The sequence below is a fragment of the Spirosoma harenae genome (assembly GCF_054776975.1).
The window spans coordinates 16,966-39,747 of record NZ_BAAHBD010000009.1 but is presented as its reverse complement, the minus strand read 5'-3'; the positions used below and the strand labels follow the sequence as shown (position 1 = coordinate 39,747).

The 22,782-nt window shown below is 46.0% G+C and carries 16 protein-coding genes; 7 read left to right on the top strand and 9 right to left on the bottom strand.

Going from position 1 to position 22,782, the window contains the following annotated elements:
- Positions 1 to 17: 17 nt before the first annotated feature.
- Positions 18 to 710, bottom strand: a complete 693-nt coding sequence (locus ACYVE4_RS13060) for an ABC transporter ATP-binding protein (protein WP_461040452.1) — start codon at positions 708 to 710, stop codon at positions 18 to 20.
- 111 nt (positions 711 to 821) lie between these two features.
- Between ACYVE4_RS13060 and ACYVE4_RS13055 the strand changes: the two genes are divergently transcribed.
- Positions 822 to 1,535: an arylesterase gene (locus ACYVE4_RS13055; RefSeq protein ID WP_461040450.1), complete on the top strand. Its 714-nt coding sequence runs from the start codon at positions 822 to 824 to the stop codon at positions 1,533 to 1,535.
- A gap of 143 nt (positions 1,536 to 1,678) precedes the next feature.
- On the opposite strand, the gene tamL is transcribed toward ACYVE4_RS13055, so the two are convergent.
- The gene (tamL, locus tag ACYVE4_RS13050) at positions 1,679 to 4,102 is read right to left on the bottom strand and encodes a translocation and assembly module lipoprotein TamL (RefSeq protein WP_461040449.1); all 2,424 of its coding nucleotides are present in this window, start codon (positions 4,100 to 4,102) and stop codon (positions 1,679 to 1,681) included.
- 6 nt (positions 4,103 to 4,108) lie between these two features.
- The gene (locus ACYVE4_RS13045) at positions 4,109 to 9,169 is read right to left on the bottom strand and encodes a translocation/assembly module TamB domain-containing protein (RefSeq protein WP_461040447.1); all 5,061 of its coding nucleotides are present in this window, start codon (positions 9,167 to 9,169) and stop codon (positions 4,109 to 4,111) included.
- 410 nt (positions 9,170 to 9,579) lie between these two features.
- Here ACYVE4_RS13045 and ACYVE4_RS13040 point away from each other — a divergent pair, with 410 nt between their 5' ends.
- From ACYVE4_RS13040 to ACYVE4_RS13030, 3 genes are all read left to right on the top strand, one after another.
- Positions 9,580 to 10,392: a TerC family protein gene (locus ACYVE4_RS13040; protein ID WP_461040445.1), complete on the top strand. Its 813-nt coding sequence runs from the start codon at positions 9,580 to 9,582 to the stop codon at positions 10,390 to 10,392.
- Positions 10,393 to 10,485: 93 nt separating this feature from the next.
- The gene (locus ACYVE4_RS13035) at positions 10,486 to 11,997 is read left to right on the top strand and encodes an NADH-quinone oxidoreductase subunit N (RefSeq protein WP_461040444.1); all 1,512 of its coding nucleotides are present in this window, start codon (positions 10,486 to 10,488) and stop codon (positions 11,995 to 11,997) included.
- Between the two features lie 88 nt (positions 11,998 to 12,085).
- On the top strand, positions 12,086 to 13,084 hold the full coding sequence (locus tag ACYVE4_RS13030) for a bifunctional heptose 7-phosphate kinase/heptose 1-phosphate adenyltransferase (protein ID WP_461040442.1): 999 nt from the start codon (positions 12,086 to 12,088) through the stop codon (positions 13,082 to 13,084).
- A 54-nt stretch (positions 13,085 to 13,138) separates the two neighbouring features.
- Here ACYVE4_RS13030 and ACYVE4_RS13025 read toward each other — a convergent pair whose 3' ends face one another.
- Complete coding sequence (locus ACYVE4_RS13025) at positions 13,139 to 13,387, bottom strand: hypothetical protein (protein ID WP_461040440.1); 249 nt, start codon at positions 13,385 to 13,387, stop codon at positions 13,139 to 13,141.
- 94 nt (positions 13,388 to 13,481) lie between these two features.
- Positions 13,482 to 16,484, bottom strand: coding sequence for a putative LPS assembly protein LptD (locus ACYVE4_RS13020; RefSeq protein ID WP_461040438.1), 3,003 nt, complete (start codon positions 16,482 to 16,484; stop codon positions 13,482 to 13,484).
- Positions 16,485 to 16,659: 175 nt separating this feature from the next.
- On the opposite strand from ACYVE4_RS13020, the gene ACYVE4_RS13015 reads away from it, so the two are divergent.
- The 3 genes from ACYVE4_RS13015 (at position 16,660) to ACYVE4_RS13005 (ending at position 20,321) form a co-directional block, all read left to right on the top strand.
- Entirely contained in the window at positions 16,660 to 17,487 is an 828-nt protein-coding gene (locus tag ACYVE4_RS13015) for an N-acetylmuramoyl-L-alanine amidase family protein (protein ID WP_461040437.1), read from the top strand.
- A gap of 184 nt (positions 17,488 to 17,671) precedes the next feature.
- On the top strand, positions 17,672 to 18,682 hold the full coding sequence (locus ACYVE4_RS13010) for an MlaD family protein (protein WP_461040436.1): 1,011 nt from the start codon (positions 17,672 to 17,674) through the stop codon (positions 18,680 to 18,682).
- Between the two features lie 28 nt (positions 18,683 to 18,710).
- Positions 18,711 to 20,321, top strand: coding sequence for an acyl-CoA carboxylase subunit beta (locus tag ACYVE4_RS13005; RefSeq protein WP_461040434.1), 1,611 nt, complete (start codon positions 18,711 to 18,713; stop codon positions 20,319 to 20,321).
- A gap of 15 nt (positions 20,322 to 20,336) precedes the next feature.
- On the opposite strand, the gene ACYVE4_RS13000 is transcribed toward ACYVE4_RS13005, so the two are convergent.
- The 4 genes from ACYVE4_RS13000 to ACYVE4_RS12985 all read right to left on the bottom strand — a co-directional run bounded on the left by ACYVE4_RS13000 (position 20,337) and on the right by ACYVE4_RS12985 (position 22,702).
- Positions 20,337 to 20,810 (bottom strand): c-type cytochrome, encoded by a 474-nt coding sequence (locus ACYVE4_RS13000; RefSeq protein WP_461040432.1) that lies wholly within the window; start codon positions 20,808 to 20,810, stop codon positions 20,337 to 20,339.
- Positions 20,798 to 21,385, bottom strand: coding sequence for a gliding motility lipoprotein GldD (gene gldD / locus ACYVE4_RS12995; protein WP_461040430.1), 588 nt, complete (start codon positions 21,383 to 21,385; stop codon positions 20,798 to 20,800). Before gldD ends, ACYVE4_RS13000 begins: the two co-directional genes overlap by 13 nt.
- Positions 21,386 to 21,474: 89 nt before the next feature.
- Positions 21,475 to 21,765: a hypothetical protein gene (locus tag ACYVE4_RS12990; RefSeq protein WP_461040429.1), complete on the bottom strand. Its 291-nt coding sequence runs from the start codon at positions 21,763 to 21,765 to the stop codon at positions 21,475 to 21,477.
- A gap of 157 nt (positions 21,766 to 21,922) precedes the next feature.
- A complete protein-coding gene (locus tag ACYVE4_RS12985; protein ID WP_461040427.1) occupies positions 21,923 to 22,702 on the bottom strand; it encodes a TIGR00266 family protein in 780 nt (259 codons plus the stop codon).
- Between the last annotated feature and the right edge of the window lie 80 nt (positions 22,703 to 22,782).

Sequence of the window (22,782 nt, the reverse complement as noted above, 5' to 3'; positions counted from 1 at the left end):
CTGGCGCGTGTGTTTATTCAATCATTCAACAATTCAGTCATTCGATCACTAACCACCGTTCCTCCTTTAATTCGAATAACTCGCTGCGTACGAGAGGCTAATTCCATGTCGTGCGTGACTAATACGAGTGTGGTTCCGGCTTCGCGGTTGAGTTCGAATAGTAGGTCTACTACGGTAGCGCTGGTATCGGCATCAAGGTTGCCCGTTGGTTCATCGGCGAAGAGGAGTTTAGGTCGGTTGGCAAACGCTCGCGCCAAAGAAACTCGTTGTTGCTCACCGCCGGATAATTGTGTAGGATAGTGATGACCACGTTGACCTAATCCAACCCGATCCAATAGTGCCTGAGCGGTTTTAGCGGCTCCTTTTTCCCCGCGAAGTTCGAGCGGCACCATTACATTTTCGAGCGCTGTCAGGGCAGGCAGAAGTTGAAAATTCTGAAAAATAAATCCGACATATTGATTACGAATGGCTGCTCGTTGATCTTCGCTGAGTGTATCCAGCCGAATGTCGTTCAGGTAAACACTTCCTGATGACGCCCGATCTAAACCGGCGCATAAGCCGAGTAATGTCGTTTTGCCGCTACCCGACGGCCCAACAATCGCAAAGGTATCGCCTGGCTCAAGCGTAAAATTAACGTCGTGGAGTACAGTCAGTTCACGACCGCCACTTGAATAAGTTTTCGTAAGATTTTCAACGTGCAGGATACTCATGGAGCAAAACGGTTGTTCTAAACAAAGAGATAACGGAGATTTACGCGGAGGAAGGAATAATTCAGTGTAATTCTGGCGTTCTCTTGTGTAAAGCAAACCGACATATAACGAATGAAGTTCTTAACAATCAGAAAAACAGCGTATTCTGTGATAAGCGGACTGTTGTTGGGCTTAACGGTCTGGAATTGTGGGCAATCTGATACGAAAACAGGCGATAAAACGCGCCAAAATGCTACGAATGTAGATTCGGCTTCTGCAGCTACTCCATCGAAAAAGCAACTTGTTCTTTTCTACGGAAATAGCTTAACTGCTGGATATGGCGTCGAACCAGCACAGGCATTTCCGGCTTTGGTCGGACAAAAAATAGATTCGGCAGGTTTGAATTATAGCATTGTCAATGCGGGGTTGAGTGGCGAAACTACGGCTGGTGGTAAAAGCCGGATTAGCTGGGTAATGCGTCAGCCTGTAGCGGTTTTTGTGCTTGAGTTAGGTGGTAATGATGGTCTCCGTGGTTTACCGTTATCGGCCACTCGGCAGAATTTACAGTCCATTATGGATACGGTTCGGAAGAAAAGCCCGGACGCAACCATTGTATTAGCCGGTATGCAGATTCCACCCAACATGGGGACTTCGTACACAAAAGAGTTTCGTGAACTCTTTAAAGAACTGGCCGATAAAAACAAAGCCGTTTTAATTCCCTTTCTGCTCGAAGGGGTCGGCGGTATTCCTAAACTAAACCAACCGGATGGTATTCATCCTACTCCCGAAGGCCATAAAATTGTAGCGAATACAGTTTGGAAAGTGCTTCAGCCGATTTTGAAATAGGAGAATTGATTGCCATTTTTTGTCATCCTGACGACAGGAAGGATCTCAAATTGTCCTTAGCTGATTGTTATGAAACGATAAGATCCTTCCTGTCGTCAGGATGACAAAAATAGTTTTGAGTAGACAGACGAATCTGAAACAAGTTAGAACGGATACCCGACGCCAATATTAAAGACTAGATTTTGCTTTCGCCAGTCGCTGCTACCGAAAGCCATTTTGTCGACAACCCACTCATTACCATCTGTTTTGTATGGTTTTCGGAGTGGTGTTGCCAGATCAAGGCGAATCAGAAAATATGATAGATCAAGGCGAATACCGACACCAGCGCCTACAGCAATCTGTTTGTAGAAATTGGGCGAGAACGTCTCGATATCTCCGTCAAAATTCTCCAGATTGTAGTAGGTCCAGACGTTGCCAGCATCGACAAATATGGCTCCTTCCAAAAACTTATTGAATTTAGCTCGTAGCTCGGTATTGGCTTCCAGCTTAATGTCACCTCCGCCATCCTGAAAAGGGGGTAGATTGCGGATCGTGTCGCGGGTGAACAGGCCAGGGCCAATGGCACGGGGACGGAATGCTCGAATACTATTGCTACCACCTACAAAATATTGTTTTGTGAAGGGCAATTGATACCCATTGTAGTTCCCGTACGGAACGCCTACTCCCGCAAAGAAGCGGTTGGCCAATGTTACTTTGGGATTCAATTTGCGGTAGTATCGGAAATCCGCGTCGAACCGAACGTATTGGGCGTAAGGAACGCCGAATATGCCATTTCGAGGATCTGTCGGCAATTGTTTTCGAAAGAAAAGACTAGCCAGATTACCAGCAACTTCCGCATTTCCTGTGAAGCGAAATGTATTTGGCGATATTGACCGCGCAGGTGAGTTATAATTGAATGTATAGAGCGAACTGAGAATCAACTGGTCAGACTGAAAAACGGTAGTCTGGTATTGTGATTTGATAATTTGCGGAATCTCAGGATCAAACAAAATATCGTAGACGCGCTCTCCCACGCTATTCAGTGGTACATAGACGTAGTTGATACTGAACGGCTGAAACACATGCTCAACCTGTTGATTTTGCCGCCAGGCGTACCCAAATGTGGTTTGTGCGGAATTGATTCGATAAAGATCTCCCCGAATAATCGTCTGATAACCAATCGTTGCATTTGTTTTGGGGAGGGCCTGTCGTTGGTCGTATCGGAAGCGAAAAGGGGCTACTAATCGGGGAAAACTTAAAGTAGCATCTGTGCCGAATCGGTAGTTCGTGACCGTTTCCTGCACATCGCCAACCTGATACTCAATACCAGCATTCGCATTGATGGTTAACAGCTCAGCACGACGAAGAGCATTCCGGTTGCGCCAGCTTACAATAACTTGTGTTCCGTTGAAATTATTGGATCTTGACGTGCCATCCAACTCAACTCGTATGGATTTGGCGGGATAGGGAGTCAGGTAATAATGGACATCCAGCACAGCAGAATCGCCCTGTTGATCAGGATCGAACCGGTTCCGGACAAATTTAAATGCGCCGACATTGATAAATCGTGATAGCGTTAAGTCCTGCATGCGGCTGTTGTACCGTTGCCCCGGCTGTACGGTCACAATGTCGCGGAATAACTTCGAATTGAATCGATGGGTAGAATCAATGACCCGAAACTGCTCGTCGGTTTTATAGGCCGTTCGCCGATTCGTATCGTTACGGGCCGTAGAAAGATTGTAGTTCGAGTAAATGAATACATCCCGGATGTAATAGGGAACAGCGGCTGCCTCAGGAATATCGGGTTTGATAGCGAAGTAGAGCTTTGTCCGATGCGCTACCGAATCATTATCGGCCAGCACAGCAACGTAATCCGGTAAGAAATAGTAAAACCCCCGCTGCTTGATGGCCTGACTAATTCGCTCCCGCTCTAGTTTAATATTATCGAACAGGTATGGATCGCCCTTTTTGATAACAGTTCGGCGATTTGATGTCAAAAGCGCCTTCTTAACGGGAGTCGAATCAACCAGAAAGCCAACAGAATCGATGTAATAGCGTTGTTTTACGTCAACATCGTAAACACCCCGCGCTTTGTAGCCATCTTCTTTTAGTTTCCCACTGGCATCCGATCCGAAATATCCCTGATTCTGTAGAGTTGCTTTAAAAATAGGGACATTGGATGTGATGGCTTTCGCACTGGCAAATACTGGCTCCTGACCAAACTTATTGCGAAACCAGGCCCGAAATCCGTTTGGTTTTTTCGGTTCGCCAAATAGATAATAAAGCCCTACTTTATAGGGGTAGCCAAACAATTGTTTATTCGGTCGTGGGCGGGCTATATCAGACAACTGATCCTCCAGACCGCTCTGATCGTCTTTCGAAATGGTTGAGTCGGCATGAATCACTATATCTGTGCCCATATAAAGCCGCTCATTGGCTGGCAAGTGTTTCGCGATATTACAGGCGCTTAGGAGAACGCATAGGGCATAAGGCAAGGGGGCTGCAATGAGCCGCCCTTTTCTTGCCAGAATGGTTGTGGCAGACAAATGGTTTTGGTAGTAGGATACTATTCGTAATAAGTAGTTCATAACGCATTAATTCAGCGATGGACCGGGCGATGACCGCCGGAAGATTTCGCTTATTGAGTTATAATCCATCGTAATGATAAAACCGATGCCCGTTTCGATAATGTATCCATCAAGAACCGCCTGATAATCATTTCGTCGGTACGCACGCAGAACATACCGACCATCGCGAGTTACATTATAATTGGCCGATACGTTATCGAATACCTGATTCTGACTAGGAGTTGCAGCACTGGCTGAGTTATCAAGGACAAAGTTTTTACCAACCGAAACCGTTACCCGACCTGCCAGAAAACTGCGCGATACGCCAACATTCAGATCAGTTCGGGAGCCATTGGTCGTACCACCCGTATTGGCGCTACCTGCCTGTGATAGCAGATTGAAGTCGACATCGAATCCTTTTAATACGTTCGATGCCAGACGTCCTAACTGATCGGAAATTAATTTGCTAACGCTGCTTCTGGCAATGTTTTCGGCTTGGGTATTTAGTCCACCATTGTCGGAGCCTGAGAAGAAATCCGATGTGTTTTCAGGTAAGAACCGATTCAGAACGAGTAGAGCAAATACCTGTTTATTGATCTGTGACTGATCCTGCCGAAGCGTTTTCAGTTTGTTCTCAACACTGGTGCCAAGCGCACTCGATTGGGCAGCACCACTTTCTGCTTCGGGCAGTCGAATGTCGAACCCTAGTTTAGGAGCGGCCAGATTATCGCTAATCGTCAGGTACACTTCAAAAGGCAGTTTGCGCTTGGCCGCAGTCGCATCTAACGAGGTCGTTTCACTACCGATAAGATCACCCGGCGGCACAGAGACTTTATAGATCGCCGTCATGTTAATATCGGCTTTGAGTGGATCGCCTGTGAAGTTGATATATCCTCCTTTCTGCAACTCAAATTTTCGTTTCAACACCTGATACGTCAGCGAATATTCACCTTCCGTAACTTCATAACGGCCTAATACCGTCAACTGGCCGGATGGATTAATACCCACATTGAGTCGGGCGTTGCCCCGTGCCCGCAGATAATCACCATTCAATTCATCGACAATAATCGTTAACTCCGATTTTTCATCTGCCTCCAGATCGACGGAAATCGTGGAAGCACTTAGTTCTTCAAAAGCCAATCGGGGACGAGTCGTATCGGCTTTGGGTTGAATCAAATACTTGGCTAACGCCAGCGAATCATTATGATTGATGAACGTTACGATGCCGTTGGATTCATTCGCATTGATGGATTCATCGGGAAGTACCATCGTAATTTTACTCTCGTCTTCCAATCGAACAGTACCATTGATTGAGGCATTCGATCCGGTTCCTTTAATACGCAGATCTGTGCTAACGGCTGCTTGGCCGTAGGCATAATCGTTGTCTTTACGAGCCGCATTCAATACCTGGAAATGATCGGCCTGAACCCGCAGATTGTAGGCTACATCAGGCAAATTTTTGAGGACAACCGTTCCATTAGTGTTCAGCGTACGGCCGAGCGAATCGCGTACACTAAAATCGCTCAGCGTAATCGTTTGACCCGCAAAGGCTAGTTTCTCCTGGTCGATGTGGTAGGTCGCATTGAGTTGTTTGATGTTAAAAGCCACCGAGTCGAAAGCGACACTACCGTTCATCACCGGATTATCTACAGCGCCCGCCACCGTGAAATCGCCCGTCAATTGCCCTTTGGCCCGTCGTAATTCACCGAAGCTAAAGGCTTCAATCGTGCGGGCATCTAATCGTTTTAAGTTAATGGCCAGATCGAGTGCTTTTTTTGCATCTTCCGGATTATAAAATCCGTTAACGCTGGCATCATTGTAGGGGCCAATAAGCGTGGTGTTGACGCTGATGCGCCCATCGGAACTATTTCTAAAACGTGCCGTGAGATTACCGATCGGTTTATCCATAACCTCCAGACTATCAACGTAGATTGTGCCAATAAATGCCAGTTTATTATCCGTGCCCATATAATCGCGAATAATGACTGTACCATTCAATTCACCGGCTGCCAGTGTGGTATCCTGATTCGCTAACCGTGCCAGATTGGCTATATCAAGGGAATGGGCGGTTACCCTGATCGGTGCATTGTTGTATTGTTCGGTACTATTTATTTCAAGCGCTCGCTGACCTTGTTCGATCCGTAGATTATTAACCAGTACGCCGTCGTTACCGTATTGCGCAAAACCACTCGTATCGGTTTGCCAGCGCTGATAATTGGTTAACAAGCCATTTCGGGCAAACTGGAACCGATAACTGGAATCGACAATACTAAGTGTACCGGCCAACCCATGTAAATCCTTATTCAGCGAGTCCTTATTGACGATGGCAAACTTGAAGCGATTATCAGCGGCTACCCCGTTCAGATTCGTTTGACGAATATTGATTCCATCATAAAGTACCCCATCAATTTGCCCATCAACTTTTAACTGGTTATTGGCTCCCCGTAAGGCAAACGTGCTGCCCTTTAGCATTGTCGTATCGTACACAATCACGCCCGTTCGCAGTGTTCCCGAAAATGTTGTATCGCGTTTATTATCCAGATACGCATCCAATCGAATCGTGTCCATGCGGGTCAGCGCTGGCACAAATGCCTGGAAGAGTGGATTTTGATAGGCTTTCAGGTTGAGCGTAAAGGCGTGAGGAGGTGGAATTCGCTTATACGCAAGCCCAGGTAAAGCAATATACTGGCCGATTTCCCCCGCAATAATGTCGTAGAGTTCTGGATAGTTAAACTCGCCATTTAAGGTTAGCTGCGCCCCCGGCAACTGAGCCAAAACACTCTTGGTATCCCCGTTCGCATCCAATTTGGCATAAAGCGAGTCGACGGGATACTCTTTCCCATCAAGATTGATGACCGCGTCTCTTGCCGAAATAGTACCGACAGGTTTATCCGGATTGGTAGACGCCATATCCATGACAATCCGACCTTTGAGCGATAACGGGTCTTTGTATAGTTTGAGCTTTTGCAGATTCAGTTCCTGAATAACTGTTTCGCCAGCCACACTGGGAAATTCTTTCTTCAGATCGGCTTTGATATCCAGTGCCACAGCCGCATTTGGATCTTTAAGCGCACCTTTTACATCCAGATTTCCGCTTGACAATCGCCCGTTTGCGGTTAGATTCTGGTAAGTGTATCCCTGTAGTTCTGCTGATTGTATGGCCAGATCAAAGTTGGTCGTGAGTGTTTTTACATCAATGCCTTGTCCATCGACCGTGGCTCGACCGGTTATTTTTCCAACGGTGCCGGTTTGCTTTAACCACTTTCCTGCATCAAAATCAGCTAAAGCCAGTGTGCCTTTATACGTTTGTTTCTTCCCGGAAACAAACCCAGCCAACCGTCCGTCGAAATTAGCCGTCCCCCAGGCTGTATTCACTTTCGTATCCAGAATCAGATCGTCTAATTTTCCATTGACTTTACCAGTCAATTTAATTGACGGAGGCAACGCAATTGATGAGGGAATGGTCCCTTTGGGGACTAACTTATTAATATCGGCTAAATTGGTTGATGCTTCCTGAACGGTCATCACTACACCCAATCGATCAGGATCAGTCACGTTGGCTAACCGACCACTGGCCCGGATTTTAGTTCCCGATAACATCGTGAACTCTAGCCGGGGTAGATTAAGCGCTGCCAGCGTACCTACCGCCTGGGCGTTTGCTCGAAATACACCGCCCTTGTTCCCCGCAAATGGTGGTGTAGTAGCCAAATCCGGGGCGAGTTGTAGCACATCACCTACCGAAAGACGACTGTCGCGTAGATTAACCCGAACGTTCACCCGATTCGCAAATCGAGGATTGGTCAACTGACCGAGTGAGTCGTAACGTAGAATGACCTGATCGCGGAGGAGCGTTGTTGGCGTTTGAACGTAAAGATTTGTGACAGTTGTGGTTGTGTCGGTATAGAGAATATTTCCGTCAAGTTTCTGAAGGTTGAAGCCACTTGTGCTTTGGAAACGGCCATTTCGCAGTTGCCCGCTAATGCGCTGTCCACGTTTCCCTAAATCCTGATAAACCAGAAAACGACCATCAATACCCAGATTCTGTAAGTCAAGATGACCGTAATCCAGGCCCTGTTTCTGACGGGGAGCGGTTTCGTCGTCGAATCGAATTCGATTGTTGGCAAATCGAACATTCGTGAGTTTAGCCTGCCAACCCGGTTGACCTGTTGTTGACGCAGAGGCCGGCTGAGTAGTTGCTGGTTTTTTCGTAGGTTTCGTCAGTAATGCAGCAATATCTCCGTTGGTCAACTCAAGCGATTTTATGCCAATTTTCTCGCCATCCAGATAGAAATAATCCGATTCCATAGCGAGTCGTTCTGTCGCTCCTTTTGTCTGGAAATCAGCTGTTTCGACGCGTACATCCCATTTTGTATTGGTAAGCTGCCATTTTCCAAGAGCCAGATTAAGGGTATCGCCCGGTTTGCTGGGGGCGCTCGGCGGAGTAGGCAAACCTTCGTACAATCGTGTGTACACGTTTAGCCCAGTTCCTGTTACGCTAGATAAATGATACTTTGATTTGTCGACATCGGTATCGCTAAACGTAGCGCGAAGACTGTCGAGATAGGCGTTGACATCGGCACCTGCTACGTCATCCTTGTATTTAATCCGAACATCCCGTAATGCAATTCCTGTCAGATTAATTGCCATTGGCGTCGATACCGTGTCGGAAGGTTCCGGTGCTGATCCTGTATCGAAGGCGTTTAAAATATACTGGAAATTGAATGCTGTATCAGGTAATGTCCGGCTGATATTCAGTCGAATATGTTCCAGCTCAATCTGGTTGATTGCGACGCGGTTGTTGAGGAGCCCCCACATATCCAGATCGACACGCATTCGACCCCCATTGAGCAATGTATCTCCTTTGGGCGTTTTGAAAAACACATCCTCCAGTTCGATCCAGTCAGGGATGGAATAACTGATTCGACCGATATGAAAGGGTGATTGAAGTTTTTTGGCCAGATAGGAATTTACCTGCTTTGTGACAAATTGCTGGCCCCAGGGTGTAGTGGTTACAAGCACCACAAACCCCGCCAGTAATAAGACGAGCGCAAGCAAACCAAGTAAAATACGAACAATTATTTTCGACACAGCAAGTACCAGTTCTGTCAGAAAATCAGTTTAGAGACGCATTTGTATCCCAAAAGCTACATGGATAACGCGTCTATTATGGATTATGTTACGGCTTGTTAGCAAAGGATCGGACAGTACGAATAAGCGCTACGGTTAAAGTTAGATTTTACCGTCATCCAATGTTACGTTACTAAGTATACGAATACGACTATGGTTCGTCACGAAGCGTGCCATATTCTCAGATTAAACTATAATTCTCTTTCTTTAATACGTCAACCAACAAGGTTGTGTTGCTTAGTTTCAGGAAAATCAGTCGCCAATCATCCGAATTGGCTACCTTCTGCACGATTAAATGCGTCTTTCTTAATCGAATTTGTTGCAGACCCGGTTCGTAGGGGGTATTTTTGAGCCGTACATCTGTTCAACGAATGAGCGACCTCTTCACTGCTGAATCTATTGTCAGCCTGCTGACCCTGACATTTCTGGAAATCGTTCTGGGTATCGATAATATTATTTTCATTTCCATCGCAGCTAACAAACTAGCTCGCCAAGACCAGCCCAAAGCTCGTAATATTGGTTTAGCCCTGGCTATGGCGTTTCGGCTTGTGCTACTGATGGGTATTTCCTTTGTTATATCGCTTAGCAAACCGTTTACGCATCTTGATGCGGGTTGGTTTAAAGCGGCTTTTACTGGACAAAGCCTGATTTTGTTTGGTGGTGGGCTATTTCTGCTTTACAAAGCCACTTCAGAGATTCACCATAAACTGGAAGGGTCTGACCATGAGGACGAAGCGGGGGCAGGTAAAAGCAAAACCACTATTTCGAGCGTGGTGACGCAGATTGCCATCACCAATATCGTTTTCTCCATCGACTCAATCCTCACCGCCATCGGACTAACGCAGAACGTGGCTGTGATGATGATCGCCGTTGTGCTGTCTATCCTGATTATGATGTTCTTTGCTGGCCCAGTAGGTAAATTCGTTAATGACCATCCTACAATTCAAATGTTAGGGCTCGCCTTTCTGATTATGATTGGATTTATGCTGCTGGCCGAAGGAGCTCACTTATCCGAAGTGGTTATTTTCAATCAGGAAGTGGGTAGTGTACCGAAAGGATATTTGTATTTCGCCATTGCTTTCTCATTACTCGTTGAATTCCTCAATATTCGTCTTCGTAAAAAACAGAAACCTGTTAAGCTACATAATTATGAAGGCCGACCGGGAGAAGATGGAATGATTTAAAAAAAGTCAACGGTCATTAGTTGACAGGCAAGAGTAGCCGTATGACTATTTTTTCTTATCGACTGACGACTATGGACTGACAACTCAAAAGCTTTGTCTCTTACCGATCAACTATACGATATTCTTAATAGCCTGGGTGGATTTGGGCCTGAGGTTTGGTTATCAGTATCTGTCTGTATTCTGCTGATTATCGAATTGGTATTGGTTCGAGCTATCGGGCCGTCAAAATCGCGTGAGTATCTGGCTGTTTTCAGCGTGCTGGTTGTGTCGATTGCAGGTGTATGGGCAGTTTGGTCGCCGATACGTGGTTTCCTGTTTATGCACCTGCTTTTTGTGGATACACAGGCCATTTTTATGCAGGTTGTCATTGCCTTAAGTGCTGTTGGGGTATTGCTATACGAGTATTTTATCTCGTCGAAACGGGTGGATGACCCCACCCAATTACCCTTGGAATGGTACTCGCTGCTCGTTGCCATGACGTTAGGCTTATTCCTGATGACGATCTCCGTCAATTTGCTGAGTATTTACCTAAGCATTGAGCTGGTTTCCATCTGTTCGTATCTATTAACGGCACTCGTGGCTGATAAAAAAGCATCGGAAGGAGGTATAAAATATTTGTTATTTGGTGCCGTCAGTTCGGCCATAATGCTCTATGGCATGTCGTTACTCTACGGCATGACGGGTACACTCGATCTGACTGCTGAAGCGTTTGGGGCTGGACTTTCTCAGCAGGAAATACCAGTCGCTACCGTTGCTTTGCTGCTGACTCTAGCAGGATTATTGTTCAAACTTGCCGGGGTTCCGTTTCACATCTGGACTCCCGATGCTTACGAAGCCGCTTCCGTTCCTGTAGCTGCTTTTTTCTCGGTAGCCCCCAAAGCAGCCGCTATATTGGTATTGATGCGTACGGTTACTGCCTTACCAATAGAATCATCAATGAGCGGTGCTACCACGGCGGACTTACAAACGCCACTGGCCGTATTAGCATTGTCGGGTATTTTGATTGGTAACCTTTCGGCTCTTCGACAAACGGATGCCAAACGTCTTCTGGCTTACTCGACCATCGCCCATGCCGGATTTTTGTTGGTTGGAGTTGTGGCTATGAATGAGGCTGGTTTCAATGCCGTTCTATTTTACGTTGGCACGTATTTATTTATGTCGCTGGCGGCCTTCTTTTTGATCGATTTACTGGCGTACAGCAACGGGAGTGATCTGACAATCCGGAATATGGCTGGTTTAGGAGCGAAACAGCCCTTACTATCGATAGCTTTAACAGTCGTTATGCTTGGCCTAACAGGATTACCGCCAACAGTCGGATTCACGGCTAAACTACTTTCATTTACAGCGCTCTATAACGCCTACGAGCGGACGGGTGAAACTTGGTTGTTTGTATTGTTCGCTTTAGGAATATTAAATGCCCTGATTTCGCTCATTTATTACCTTAAAATACCCTTCCTGCTCTTTTTTCGGTCTGCTATAACGGAATCTCCTAGTACCCGTACATTACCTAAACCAGCCATCTGGTTAGTAATAGGACTAACGATTCCTGTCATTGGATTTTTCTTGAAACCAGAAGTTATAACGGGCTGGTTAACAAATTGGTAAATTATTTGTAGCTGCCCGTCAAAAAGGATTATCGTCAGACTAAGACGCCTTTTTCGTTTCTTTGCATCAACATTATATGTCTTTTTTTATGAATCCTGTTTTGGATATGACCCTCGACGAATTGTTCGACCAGTTCGATAAACTTCGTGTACTGATCATCGGCGATGTCATGCTTGACTCGTACGTATGGGGGCATGTCGAGCGTATTTCACCAGAAGCGCCTGTACCGGTTGTGCGGTTTAATCGTCGTGAATTGCGTCTGGGAGGAGCTGGTAATGTTCTGTTGAATGTACAGGCCTTGGGAGCCGAAGCAATCATCTGTTCGGTCATAGGAACGGATACGCCGGGCGACCAGCTCGAACAGGAACTTTGCGATCGGGGGCTGAATTGTACTGGACTGATTCGTAGTAACGACCGGATTACAACCATCAAAGAACGGATTATTGCCGGATCGCAGCAGGTAGTGCGGGTAGATACCGAAACAGACAAATACATTACGACCGACGAACGAACACAGTTGGTTGCCAAGGCCAAAGAACTGATTCCAACGTGCCACGTCGTTATTTTTGAAGACTACGATAAAGGTGTTCTGAGTAAAGAAGCCATTGCTGAGATTACTGATTTCGCCAACGAGCAAGGAGTTCCAACCGTTGTTGATCCGAAAAAACGCAACTTCTTAGCTTATCATAACACAACACTTTTTAAGCCTAATCTGAAAGAGCTTCGCGAAGGCTTAAAAATTGACTTTGACGTAGATAATGATACTGAATTTGAAAGGGCTGTCAATCAATTGAAGGCAGAACTTAATCTAAAGGGTGCGCTAATCACGTTATCAGAGCGGGGCGTATTTATTGATTTCAACGGAGAGAAGCAGAGGCTTCCGGCTCATATTCGCAAGATTGCCGATGTGTCGGGTGCAGGCGATACCGTGATTAGTATTGCGGCTTGTTGTGTGGCACTGAAACAGCCACCAGGCATTATTGCCGGACTATCGAACCTGGGCGGTGGACTTGTTTGTGAATCGGTAGGCGTGGTACCCATCGATAAAATGCTGTTGAAGCAGGAAGCAAAAGAGAATTTAGTCTAAGCTTCCCGTTGGCTAGTTGACAATAGTTTGATACCTGAAAAAGGTACGCACGAATCAGTTCAGCCGTTGTTCGGGAATAGCGGTGAGATTAATCGATTTAGCATCTTGCTGAGCCGTTTGGGGCGTATCGATTTTTTCGGGGTCCATGCCCAACTCCTTCATGATCCGATACTGACGAGCTTCAATGTAGACCAGACGAGCTATAATTTGAGCCATGCGGGTTTCCTGTTCATCTTGGCGAGCTAGTAAATAAGCTGTTTTTACTTCCAGTTCGTCAAGGCGTTGTTTATCGCGGTCGTTCATAGCAAATAGTCAGAAAGTAATTGTAGCTGCAAGTTACTGTTTTTTGTAATATTGGCTAATTAGAATGAGCTGCCCAGCCGATTCAACAAAACGTTTATCGACCATAGAAGCCACCGTTGTCGTAGAAACTCCGACGTCGGCTCAGTTTCAATTCCTGCAAGATCGACGACCGCACCCGTAAATCGAACGAGTAGTTGCCTGAACGAATATTGTTACCTGAATAAGGTGTCCAGTTAAAGGCCATCTCCCAGCAGTGGAGGTCACGATTAATCCCAATAGTTGTTAACGTTGGGCTATTGAACTGAAAATCGTAGCCTGTATTGATCGTAACTTTCCATTTCGGCGTCAGGCTTAAATCACCCGTCAGCGTTAGCGCCTGTACCACCTGCGACAGTTCAGGGGTTAATTTCGTCAGCCCGAATGTATAGCTGATGTTCATCGACCAGGGTATATTGAAATCGACGTACAATTCTGGATTGTTGTTAATAGCCTTCATCGTCGCTTCCGACGCATTCGTACTGGTTTTCTTTTTATCCGCTTGCTTTGGTGCAAATCGGGCACTCACATAGGCCTGTAAGTTCGTTAAGCGAAGAAACCCTTGACCGGCCTGAAAAGCATAAAGATTCGGAACCCGAGCATACTGCTGATCTAAGTAAGGTTCCTGCAACGATTGCAGTGAAGGTGAATAGGATAGCGGGGTTAGCACCGTAGTGGTAGTAGGGAAATAATATTGAGCTATACCTCCATAAGGTCGCGTTGCATATGGATCGAAGGTGGATGAGAAGTTGAAACTGATATTCTTGAAAATCTGGGTATTGGCGTTAACCGAAATGGGCGATAGCTTATAATCGGGTGCCAGCAGGTTGTAGCTTCCGTTGATACTTAAGTTATCGAAAATCGGAATCTTCTTAAAATCCTGTCCCGACGAGTCGCTTCTGGTCCGAACCTTCATTTCCAGCTGATTGACGATCCCAAAACTTATAAATGCCGATGCTGTACTGGAGGCACTACTAGTTCCGCCATCTATTCCCCGGAATCTTGAAATGGTTCGACGGTAGAGCGGCAAATTGGCTAGTGGCCCTTTGGCGTCCAATACAAAAAACTGCCCGTAAGACGGATTTGTGAAATCAGGTACATAACTGAAGGAAATAGACGGCGCAACGGTATGACGAATCGCTTCAATACGCTTTCCACGAATAAAATAAGTCCCGTAGAAACGTGTATTCATGCTCGCATTAATTGAGAAATTATACGATGGAAAAAAGCCTCGTGCCGTATCAATTTTCATCGTATCATGCACTGCATTATACGCTAAGTTAGGTTCCAGCCTTTTGCTATAAATGTTACCCTGCAATGAGAAACCGGGGGTTACGTTAATGTAACGCAGCAACTTAACATTAGGCAGCGAAATGGGAATGCTATACCGAGCCTGTATTGTGCGATTCTGCCAGATGCGGTTAGCGTTGGCCAGACTAAACGCAATCAGATTAGGATCGGCTGTAACAATACCCAGACGAAGATTCGTTGCGCGGGTAATACTATCCTGATAGCGTTCAAGCGTACTAACCGTCCTTAAATTGGTAACGACTGGAAAGCCTAAGCCCGTCGTATCCAACTGACTCCGGATGGTATTGCTAACGGCAATGGAGCCGCTCACATCCAAGCCAACCCGGAAACTTTCGTACCAACGTCCTGTTCCGCCTTTTAGCGCGAAAGGCGCGATCTGGTTAATGCCAAAATTGAAATCCGATGAAACGTCGGTTTTGCCATTTTCGCGAATGCCTGTTCGTTGATTAACCTGCCCAAACTGCTGGTTTACCCGTATGTTAGCACCCGCCCGAGCATATTGCCCAAACGTACGGCTATACTGAATCGACGACCCGGCTACGTTGGAAATATATGATTGGGTGCTGTAGGAGTTGAACTGGTTGTAGCTGTTACTGCTGACGTTTACGTTAGCGGAGAAGCTTCCTCGTCCACGCGGAATAGGGGAGTGGGACCAGGTAAACGAGAAATCATTTCGTGGACTTTGGGTTGTATCGACTCGGTCGCCAGAGCGGTTGCGGTTAAATTGGAGATTTACACTGCCGCTGTAGCGATATCGTTTATTATAAGCCGATGAGAGACCTAGGCCCCAGCTCCCACGCGAATAGATCTGTCCTTTGAATTGCAGACCAAGGTTCTCATTAACTGCCCAGTAGTAACCACCGTCGCGCAGATAAAACCCTCGCCCGTTTGGTTCTTCGCCATATTGAGGCACAATAATTCCTGATACGCCAATTTCCTTTCGCTTTGGAAATGGGAAAAAGCCAAAGGGTAATCCAATCGGCAAAGGGATCTGATTGATTACCAGATTGAACGGCCCGGCAACAACCTGCTTACTGTGAATTACCTTTAGTTTACTGGCATTAATGTGGAAGTGCGGAGTCGCCAGATTGCAGGTTGTGTACATCGCTTTGCCAATGTACAGATTATCTTCTGCGTCTTTTTTTACGGTTGTTCCCCGAATGTTCCCCTCGCCCTGCTGAGTAATTACGCCCTGAATACGTCCTTTTCTGGATTTAAAATTGTATCGAATTTCTTTGGTATCGTATTTTCCTTCGCCATCCTGGAAAATAGGTCGACCAATCAACTTTTTAGTCGTTGAATCATATCGACCTTTCGCATAGACTTCATTGGTGAGGTAATTCAGCCGAATGTATTCGGCTTTGAGGGATATATCACCGTAGATTACACTAGCGTCACCGAATAGCTCAACTGTCTGACCATCAGCTGCATAGATTGTTGAATCTTTGGCCTGGTATTTGACCGTTGTTTTAAAACTATCTGCACTGGTCGAATCAGAGTTAGTTGTATCGCGAGCGGCAACACGGATTGAATCGCTGTTAATAGTCGTGCGGCTTTGTGGTCGTACGATATTAGGTGAAACAATCCCAGGTTTAATCGTTTTTGATGTAGACGGAGCCGTTGTTGTCGACGGTTTTGTGGACTTTTGAGTCGATGGTTTAGCCTGCCCTAATGCGTTGACCGCCCAGAGTAACCAGATCAGACTAAGAGTAATCTGAATCCCTAACGGTCGTTTATGCGAGAGCCACAAAATAAAGTCTCTGTTTTTCAGGTTTATTTAAAAAATTATATTTGCCCATAAACTGTTAAGTCTATGGCTTACAAAGGTATTTACGAAGAGTTATCCTGCTATCGCTTTGAAACGTTTTTGGCTGTTAAAAATTATTAAACCCCAGGGGCTGTCCGCTCCCGGAATAGTAACAACTTTGATTTTAGTCGTGGTGCCTTTGCTGGCCTTAACCACACCTGATTCCGTATGGTCTGATCCAACGCAAGACACTATCCGACGCTCAGGTGGAGCGAACACATCGGTTAGTAACGCTCCTAATCAGCTTCGTACGATTGTCCTTGATGCAGGCCACGGTGGAAAAGATCCCGGTACTCACGGCCGCTATGCGAAAGAGAAAACCATTAATCTGGATTTAATTTTGTTACTGGGCCGTAAAATTAAGGTACGGCATCCAAATGTTCGGGTTATTTATACGCGAACTTCTGATCACTTTGTCGAATTATTGGAACGAGGAGCTATTGCCAACCGAAATCGAGCCGATCTATTCATTTCGATTCACTGCAATGCCAGCCCATCCAGCAACAAAGTGTACGGTACCGAGACCTATACATTAGGGTTGCACCGAACGCAAAGTAATCTTGATGTAGCTCGTCGAGAAAACGCGGTTATTTTGCAGGAAAAGAATTACCAGCAAACCTACAAAGGTTTTGATCCGAACTCACCCCTGGCTACGATTATGCTGGCTAATTTTCAGCATGCGTTTATTGCCAGTAGCATCAGTTTTGCCGAAAAGCTGGAGCATAGTTTTCGGCATAATGCAAGTCGTAAAAGTAATGGTGTGAAACAGGCTGGTTTTATTGTTTTGTGGAAAACAACCATGCCTAGTGTCCTGATCGAAAGTGGCTACCTCACCAACCGGGACGAGGAGGATTATCTGCGATCAGATGAAGGGCAGGAGGAAATGGCCGAAGCAATTTATAAAGCCTTTGTGAAATACAAAGAAGAGATTGAAACGACGGAATAATCATTTATAAAATGCCAGGGGCTTGTGATAAGTCTTGATAGAATGCTTTATTCCTGCTGATTATTGACGAACAACACATACTAATAAATCTAATTGTCTAGGGACAAACAGCCTTCAAAGTTGGTTATAGCTTCAACCAGATTGATTGGCACAGACGTTAAGGCTGTTCACCTTCACACAACGCATGAAAATTTCACAGGAAATAAAAGTAGGCTTATTGGCTATCGTGTCGCTGATGATGTTCTATTTTGGGTTTAGATTTCTGAAAGGTTCTGATTTCTTTTCCTCAACAAATAAATATCAGGTTGTCTACGATAATATAGATGGTCTGGTTCCGTCGAACCCAGTCAGAATCAATGGTTTATCGGTAGGTAGAGTAAAAAGTATTGAGATTCTGCAAAATCAGAGTAATAAACTATTAGTTACGATTGAGCTGAATAAGGGTATTCGAGTTACAAAAGGCTCAAAAGCTTTTTTGGCCGATGATGGCTTACTGGGCGGGAAACTCATTACATTAAGTATCGCCCCGAAAGCACCAGAACTTGAAGAAGGTGGTATGTTGGTGGCTGCTAAGGAAACGGGCCTCTCTGCATTAATTCGCGAAAAAACACTCCCTGTACTCGACAACGTTGACTCGCTCACCTATCAACTCAATAAGGTAGTGGCCCAATTCGATCAGACAGGTGCCATGCTCAACCAAACGCTAAAAAGTGCGAACGCGGGTGTTAAAACACTCGATCTGACCATTGCTGAAAATCGGGCTGGGCTAAAAGCCACCTTGGCGAATGTAAGTCATCTGTCGGCCTCGCTGGTTGAAACCGAAAAGCAACTCAAACCAATTCTGGCCAAAGCTGATACGTTTGCCGATTCGCTTCAGGGATTGCAACTGAAACAAACGTTGCTGACGGTCAATAAAACTGTCGATAATCTGCAAAAGATTCTGGCTGACGTAAATAACGGACGTGGTTCTTTAGGTAAGCTTACTTCTGATGAACAATTATATCGGAATGTAAACGCGACTACTGCCAGCCTGGAACGATTACTAACGGACCTGCGTGAACATCCCAAACGCTATGTACAGTTTTCGCTCTTTGGCAAAAAGGAAAAACCATATGTAGCGCCAACACCAGCCTCTAGCACCACAACTACCACGGTTACTTCGACTGATTCAACCGCGAAGAAAATCAATCAGTAACCGGTTGTTTTCTGAACTCCTATTTTTCATGCAATCGCTTCTTGATGAACTAGCACAACGCACTGCACAAACCCAGCTCGGTGGTGGTCTAAAAAAAATTGAAGATCAGCATCGAAAAGGGAAATTGACAGCCCGCGAACGCATTACCTACCTTACCGACGAGGATAAACCCTTTACAGAAATCGGCCTATTTACCGGTGAAGGCATGTATGCCGAACATGGCGGTTGCCCGTCTGGGGGGGTAGTGGTTGGAATTGGTTATGTATCAGGCCGTCAGTGTGTGATTGTCGCGAACGACGCTACGGTGAAAGCAGGGGCCTGGTTTCCAATAACCGCCAAGAAAAACCTCAGGGCACAGGAAATCGCGATGGAGAATCGGTTGCCTATCATTTATCTGGTCGATAGTGCGGGCGTTTATTTGCCCTTACAGAATGATGTGTTTGCCGATAAAGAGCATTTCGGGAGAACATTCCGTAATAATGCACACATGTCGGCTATGGGTATTTTGCAGGTAGCGGCTATTATGGGTAGTTGCGTAGCGGGCGGAGCCTACCTACCAATAATGTCTGACGAAGCGCTAATTGTTGAAGGTACAGGCTCTATTTTTCTGGCCGGGCCGTATCTGGTCAAAGCGTCGATTGGCGAAGATGTCGATGCGGAAACACTCGGCGGTGCTGTCACACAAACCGATATTTCGGGCGTCGTTGATAATAAATACCCCGACGATAAAAGCTGTCTGGATGCGATTAAGCACATTTTCGATAAACTTGGTCATCAAGAATCGGCTGGCTTTGATCGTATTGAGCCTGCTTTACCAACTAAGAATCCCGAAGAAATATATCAAATCCTGCCAGTAGATCGTGTCAAGCCATACGATATGCAGGAGATTGTGGATAGGCTTGTGGATAACTCGCAGTTCGATGCATATAAACCTGGTTATGGTCAATCGCTCTTGTGTGGCTATGCCCGGATTGACGGTTGGGCGGTCGGCATTGTAGCCAATCAGCGTAAAGTAGTAAAAGCTAAAGGCAAGACGGGGCAAGCTGGTGAGATGCAAATGGGTGGCGTCATCTATGGTGATGCCGCTGACAAAGCGGCCCGTTTTATTATGAATTGCAATCAGAAACGGATTCCGCTGGTGTTTTTGCAGGACGTGTCGGGATTTATGGTTGGCAGCCGTGCTGAGCAGGGAGGAATCATTAAAGACGGTGCCAAAATGGTAAGTGCGATGGCTAATTCGGTAGTACCGAAGTTTACCGTTGTCGTTGGTAATTCATACGGAGCGGGTAACTATGCTATGTGCGGCAAAGCCTACGATCCTCGACTAATGTTGGCTTGGCCTACGGCACAAATGGCCGTAATGAGTGGTGCTTCGGCAGCCAAAACGCTTCTTCAGATCCAGGTGGCTGCCCAGAAAGCCAAAGGACAGCCGATGACACCAGAAGAAGAACAAGCCCAGCTAACCAAAATTACCGATCAGTACAACGCGCAATTATCACCATATTACGCAGCCTCACGACTTTGGGTCGACGCCGTGATTGACCCACTACAAACGCGACAAATTCTTTCTGAAGGCATTGCCGCGGCTAATCATGCTCCTATAATGAAGCCATTTTCGGTTGGGGTGATTCAAACGTAGACATTGTTGCAGTTCTTATTTCTGCCCTCGTGTAGTTTTTACCTCATCTGGCGTAATGGCATCGGCTTTGTTGCCGAAACTGCTGCGGATGTACGTTAACACATCAGCAATTTGTGCATCGGTAAGAAAATCGTGGGCTGGCATCGAATTATCATACGAATCGCCTTCAATTTCCTGGCCCTGTAATCCTTTCAACACGACATTGATAAGCCGGGTTTTATCACCCAGTACCCAGTCTGTACCACGCAGGGGAGGATTTAGACCCGGTACGCCCGAACCATCTGTCTGATGGCAGCTCAGGCAATTTTGTTCATAGATCTTTTGCCCAGGTGATTTTGTTGCCACAGCGGCTGCTTTGCCGGAAGGTTTGGCGGCTGGCTTTTTAGCCTGTGCAAACGAAGCTGATTGAACCAGTAAAAGAGCAATACATGCGCTCGAAAAGATCGTAAATCGTACTTTGTAAATCGTACCTCCCTTTATTTTCTCCATTTCAGTGTATTCAGTAGATGCAAAATATCTTTGCGAATGTATTGAATAACGGGTTGCAATGAATCATTTTCAGTCGCTGTATTGAAATATAAGGCACCACGCAGGAAATGCGTAGTGGAATCAGTCGTGATGAACTGTACCTGACTCGGTACTTCGCCCGACAAATCAATAAGACTAGCTTCTAACCCGGACTTGAGTCGGATTTTTTTCTGTTCGATAGCGTACGCTTTAATGTTGTGTCGAGCCGCCAGTTTGTACGAATCTTCCAGCATGGCATGTAATCGATTTACGTCATTGCGGATAGGCTTGTAAGTCAACTGAACGCTGGCCTGAAACGTTGGGTAATTGATGAAAATCCAGTGTGGTTCTGAGCGGGCAAAGGAATCCGGCAAAATCCGGGCAATCTGGTTGTACTCAAACTGATACGGATGGACAGGATCAAGGAGTTTGTAGCGTTGGATGGGCAAATCTAATCTTGGAAACCCTTTAGGTTTCGGCACGTAGTTATCGGACGATTTGCTACCGCAGGCAGCTAACAGAATTCCCGAAAGAAGAATCGAAACGTACTTTATCATAAATGATGAATTGCCTATTCCGGCTACGTAAAAACGCAAAAGCCCGACAATTTGGTGTCAGGCTTTTGCTGAATGCAACTTATTATTGCTTAGACATTGACATTTTCCAGCTCTTCCTGCCGAACCGGTTGCCCCATTAAGGTAGCAAACCGATTGATATTGAACGTTGGTTCAAACCAAACTTCCCCCATCACCGGATGCTTGACTGGCACGTCAGGGTTCTTGATTTCATTTAGCAACACGCCCGTTTCGCCCGTTGTATGACGTTTTACCTGGCGGATTGTGTACATTTTATCGCGCTTGGGCGTTTGCACGCCAAATTCTGCGTAAAACGCTAATACGGGTGCCGGAAAATTGTCGTTGGTGCAAATGACTTCCATTCTGAACCTGGATTTATTTGATTTAGCTGATTAACACGATTTTGGCAGAAAATGTCTTACGTATTCAATTTTATTTGATTCCCTGATACCGACAACAACATCATAGTTGGTCAGTCAAATCAAATAAGTCCTGCCGGTCCGCCGTTGCGGTTCATAATTAACCCTCAAACAAGTTTCCCAACTGGCCTAGTACTGAACCTCCTTCTTTGTGCGATTGGGCGCTGTAGGGGGCCAGTCGCTGAACCAGTTTCGAGATCGGCATGGATTGAATCCAGACTTTACCCGTACCTCGGAGCGTAGCTAAAAAGAGTCCTTCACCGCCAAAGATCATGCTGCGTAAACCACCTGCCCGTTGAATATCGAAGCTAATGCTGGGTTCGAAACCAACTACGCAACCTGTATCGACGCGCAGTGTTTCGTTATTGAGTGTACGTTCTATTACAACACCGCCTGAATGGATGAAGGCCATGCCATCGCCCTGTACTTTTTCCAGAATGAAGCCTTCGCCACCGAAGAAACCTGCGCCTAGGCGTTGATTAAACTGGATGCTCAACTTCGTGCCAAGTGCTGCACACAAAAACGCATCTTTCTGAACGATAAGCGTATTGCCATAAATATTGGCTAGGTTAACCGGCATAATCGTACCTGGGTAAGGAGCCGCAAAAGCTACTTTGCGTTTGCCAACACCCCGGTTCGTAAAGTGCGTCATGAATAAGGATTCGCCCATAATCATCCGCGAACCAGCATTCAATAATTTCCCTAGGAAACCCTGATCGGGCTGTGAGCCATCGCCCATTTTGGTTTCGAAGGTGATGCCATCCTCCATGAAGAGCATGGAGCCGGCTTCGGCAATAACGGTTTCGTTTGGGTCCAGCTCGATTTCTACGATCTGAATGTCTTCTCCAATGATTTTGTAGTCGATTTCGTGCGAGTACATGCGATTATGAGATTAGTCGATAGTGGTCGAAAACTACGGAATCGGCGTCATTATAAACGCAAATTTTCTGACGAACGGCG

Bases quoted from the DNA above. Each gene is read 5' to 3' on its own strand.
- ACYVE4_RS13060 (WP_461040452.1), bottom strand. From the start codon at position 710: ATGAGTATCCTGCACGTTGAAAATCTTACGAAAACTTATTCAAGTGGC.
- ACYVE4_RS13055 (WP_461040450.1), top strand. From the start codon at position 822: ATGAAGTTCTTAACAATCAGAAAAACAGCGTATTCTGTGATAAGCGGA.
- tamL (WP_461040449.1), bottom strand. From the start codon at position 4,102: ATGAACTACTTATTACGAATAGTATCCTACTACCAAAACCATTTGTCT.
- ACYVE4_RS13040 (WP_461040445.1), top strand. From the start codon at position 9,580: ATGAGCGACCTCTTCACTGCTGAATCTATTGTCAGCCTGCTGACCCTG.
- ACYVE4_RS13030 (WP_461040442.1), top strand. From the start codon at position 12,086: ATGAATCCTGTTTTGGATATGACCCTCGACGAATTGTTCGACCAGTTC.
- ACYVE4_RS13025 (WP_461040440.1), bottom strand. From the start codon at position 13,387: ATGAACGACCGCGATAAACAACGCCTTGACGAACTGGAAGTAAAAACA.
- ACYVE4_RS13010 (WP_461040436.1), top strand. From the start codon at position 17,672: ATGAAAATTTCACAGGAAATAAAAGTAGGCTTATTGGCTATCGTGTCG.
- ACYVE4_RS13005 (WP_461040434.1), top strand. From the start codon at position 18,711: ATGCAATCGCTTCTTGATGAACTAGCACAACGCACTGCACAAACCCAG.
- ACYVE4_RS13000 (WP_461040432.1), bottom strand. From the start codon at position 20,810: ATGGAGAAAATAAAGGGAGGTACGATTTACAAAGTACGATTTACGATC.
- gldD (WP_461040430.1), bottom strand. From the start codon at position 21,385: ATGATAAAGTACGTTTCGATTCTTCTTTCGGGAATTCTGTTAGCTGCC.
- ACYVE4_RS12990 (WP_461040429.1), bottom strand. From the start codon at position 21,765: ATGGAAGTCATTTGCACCAACGACAATTTTCCGGCACCCGTATTAGCG.
- ACYVE4_RS12985 (WP_461040427.1), bottom strand. From the start codon at position 22,702: ATGTACTCGCACGAAATCGACTACAAAATCATTGGAGAAGACATTCAG.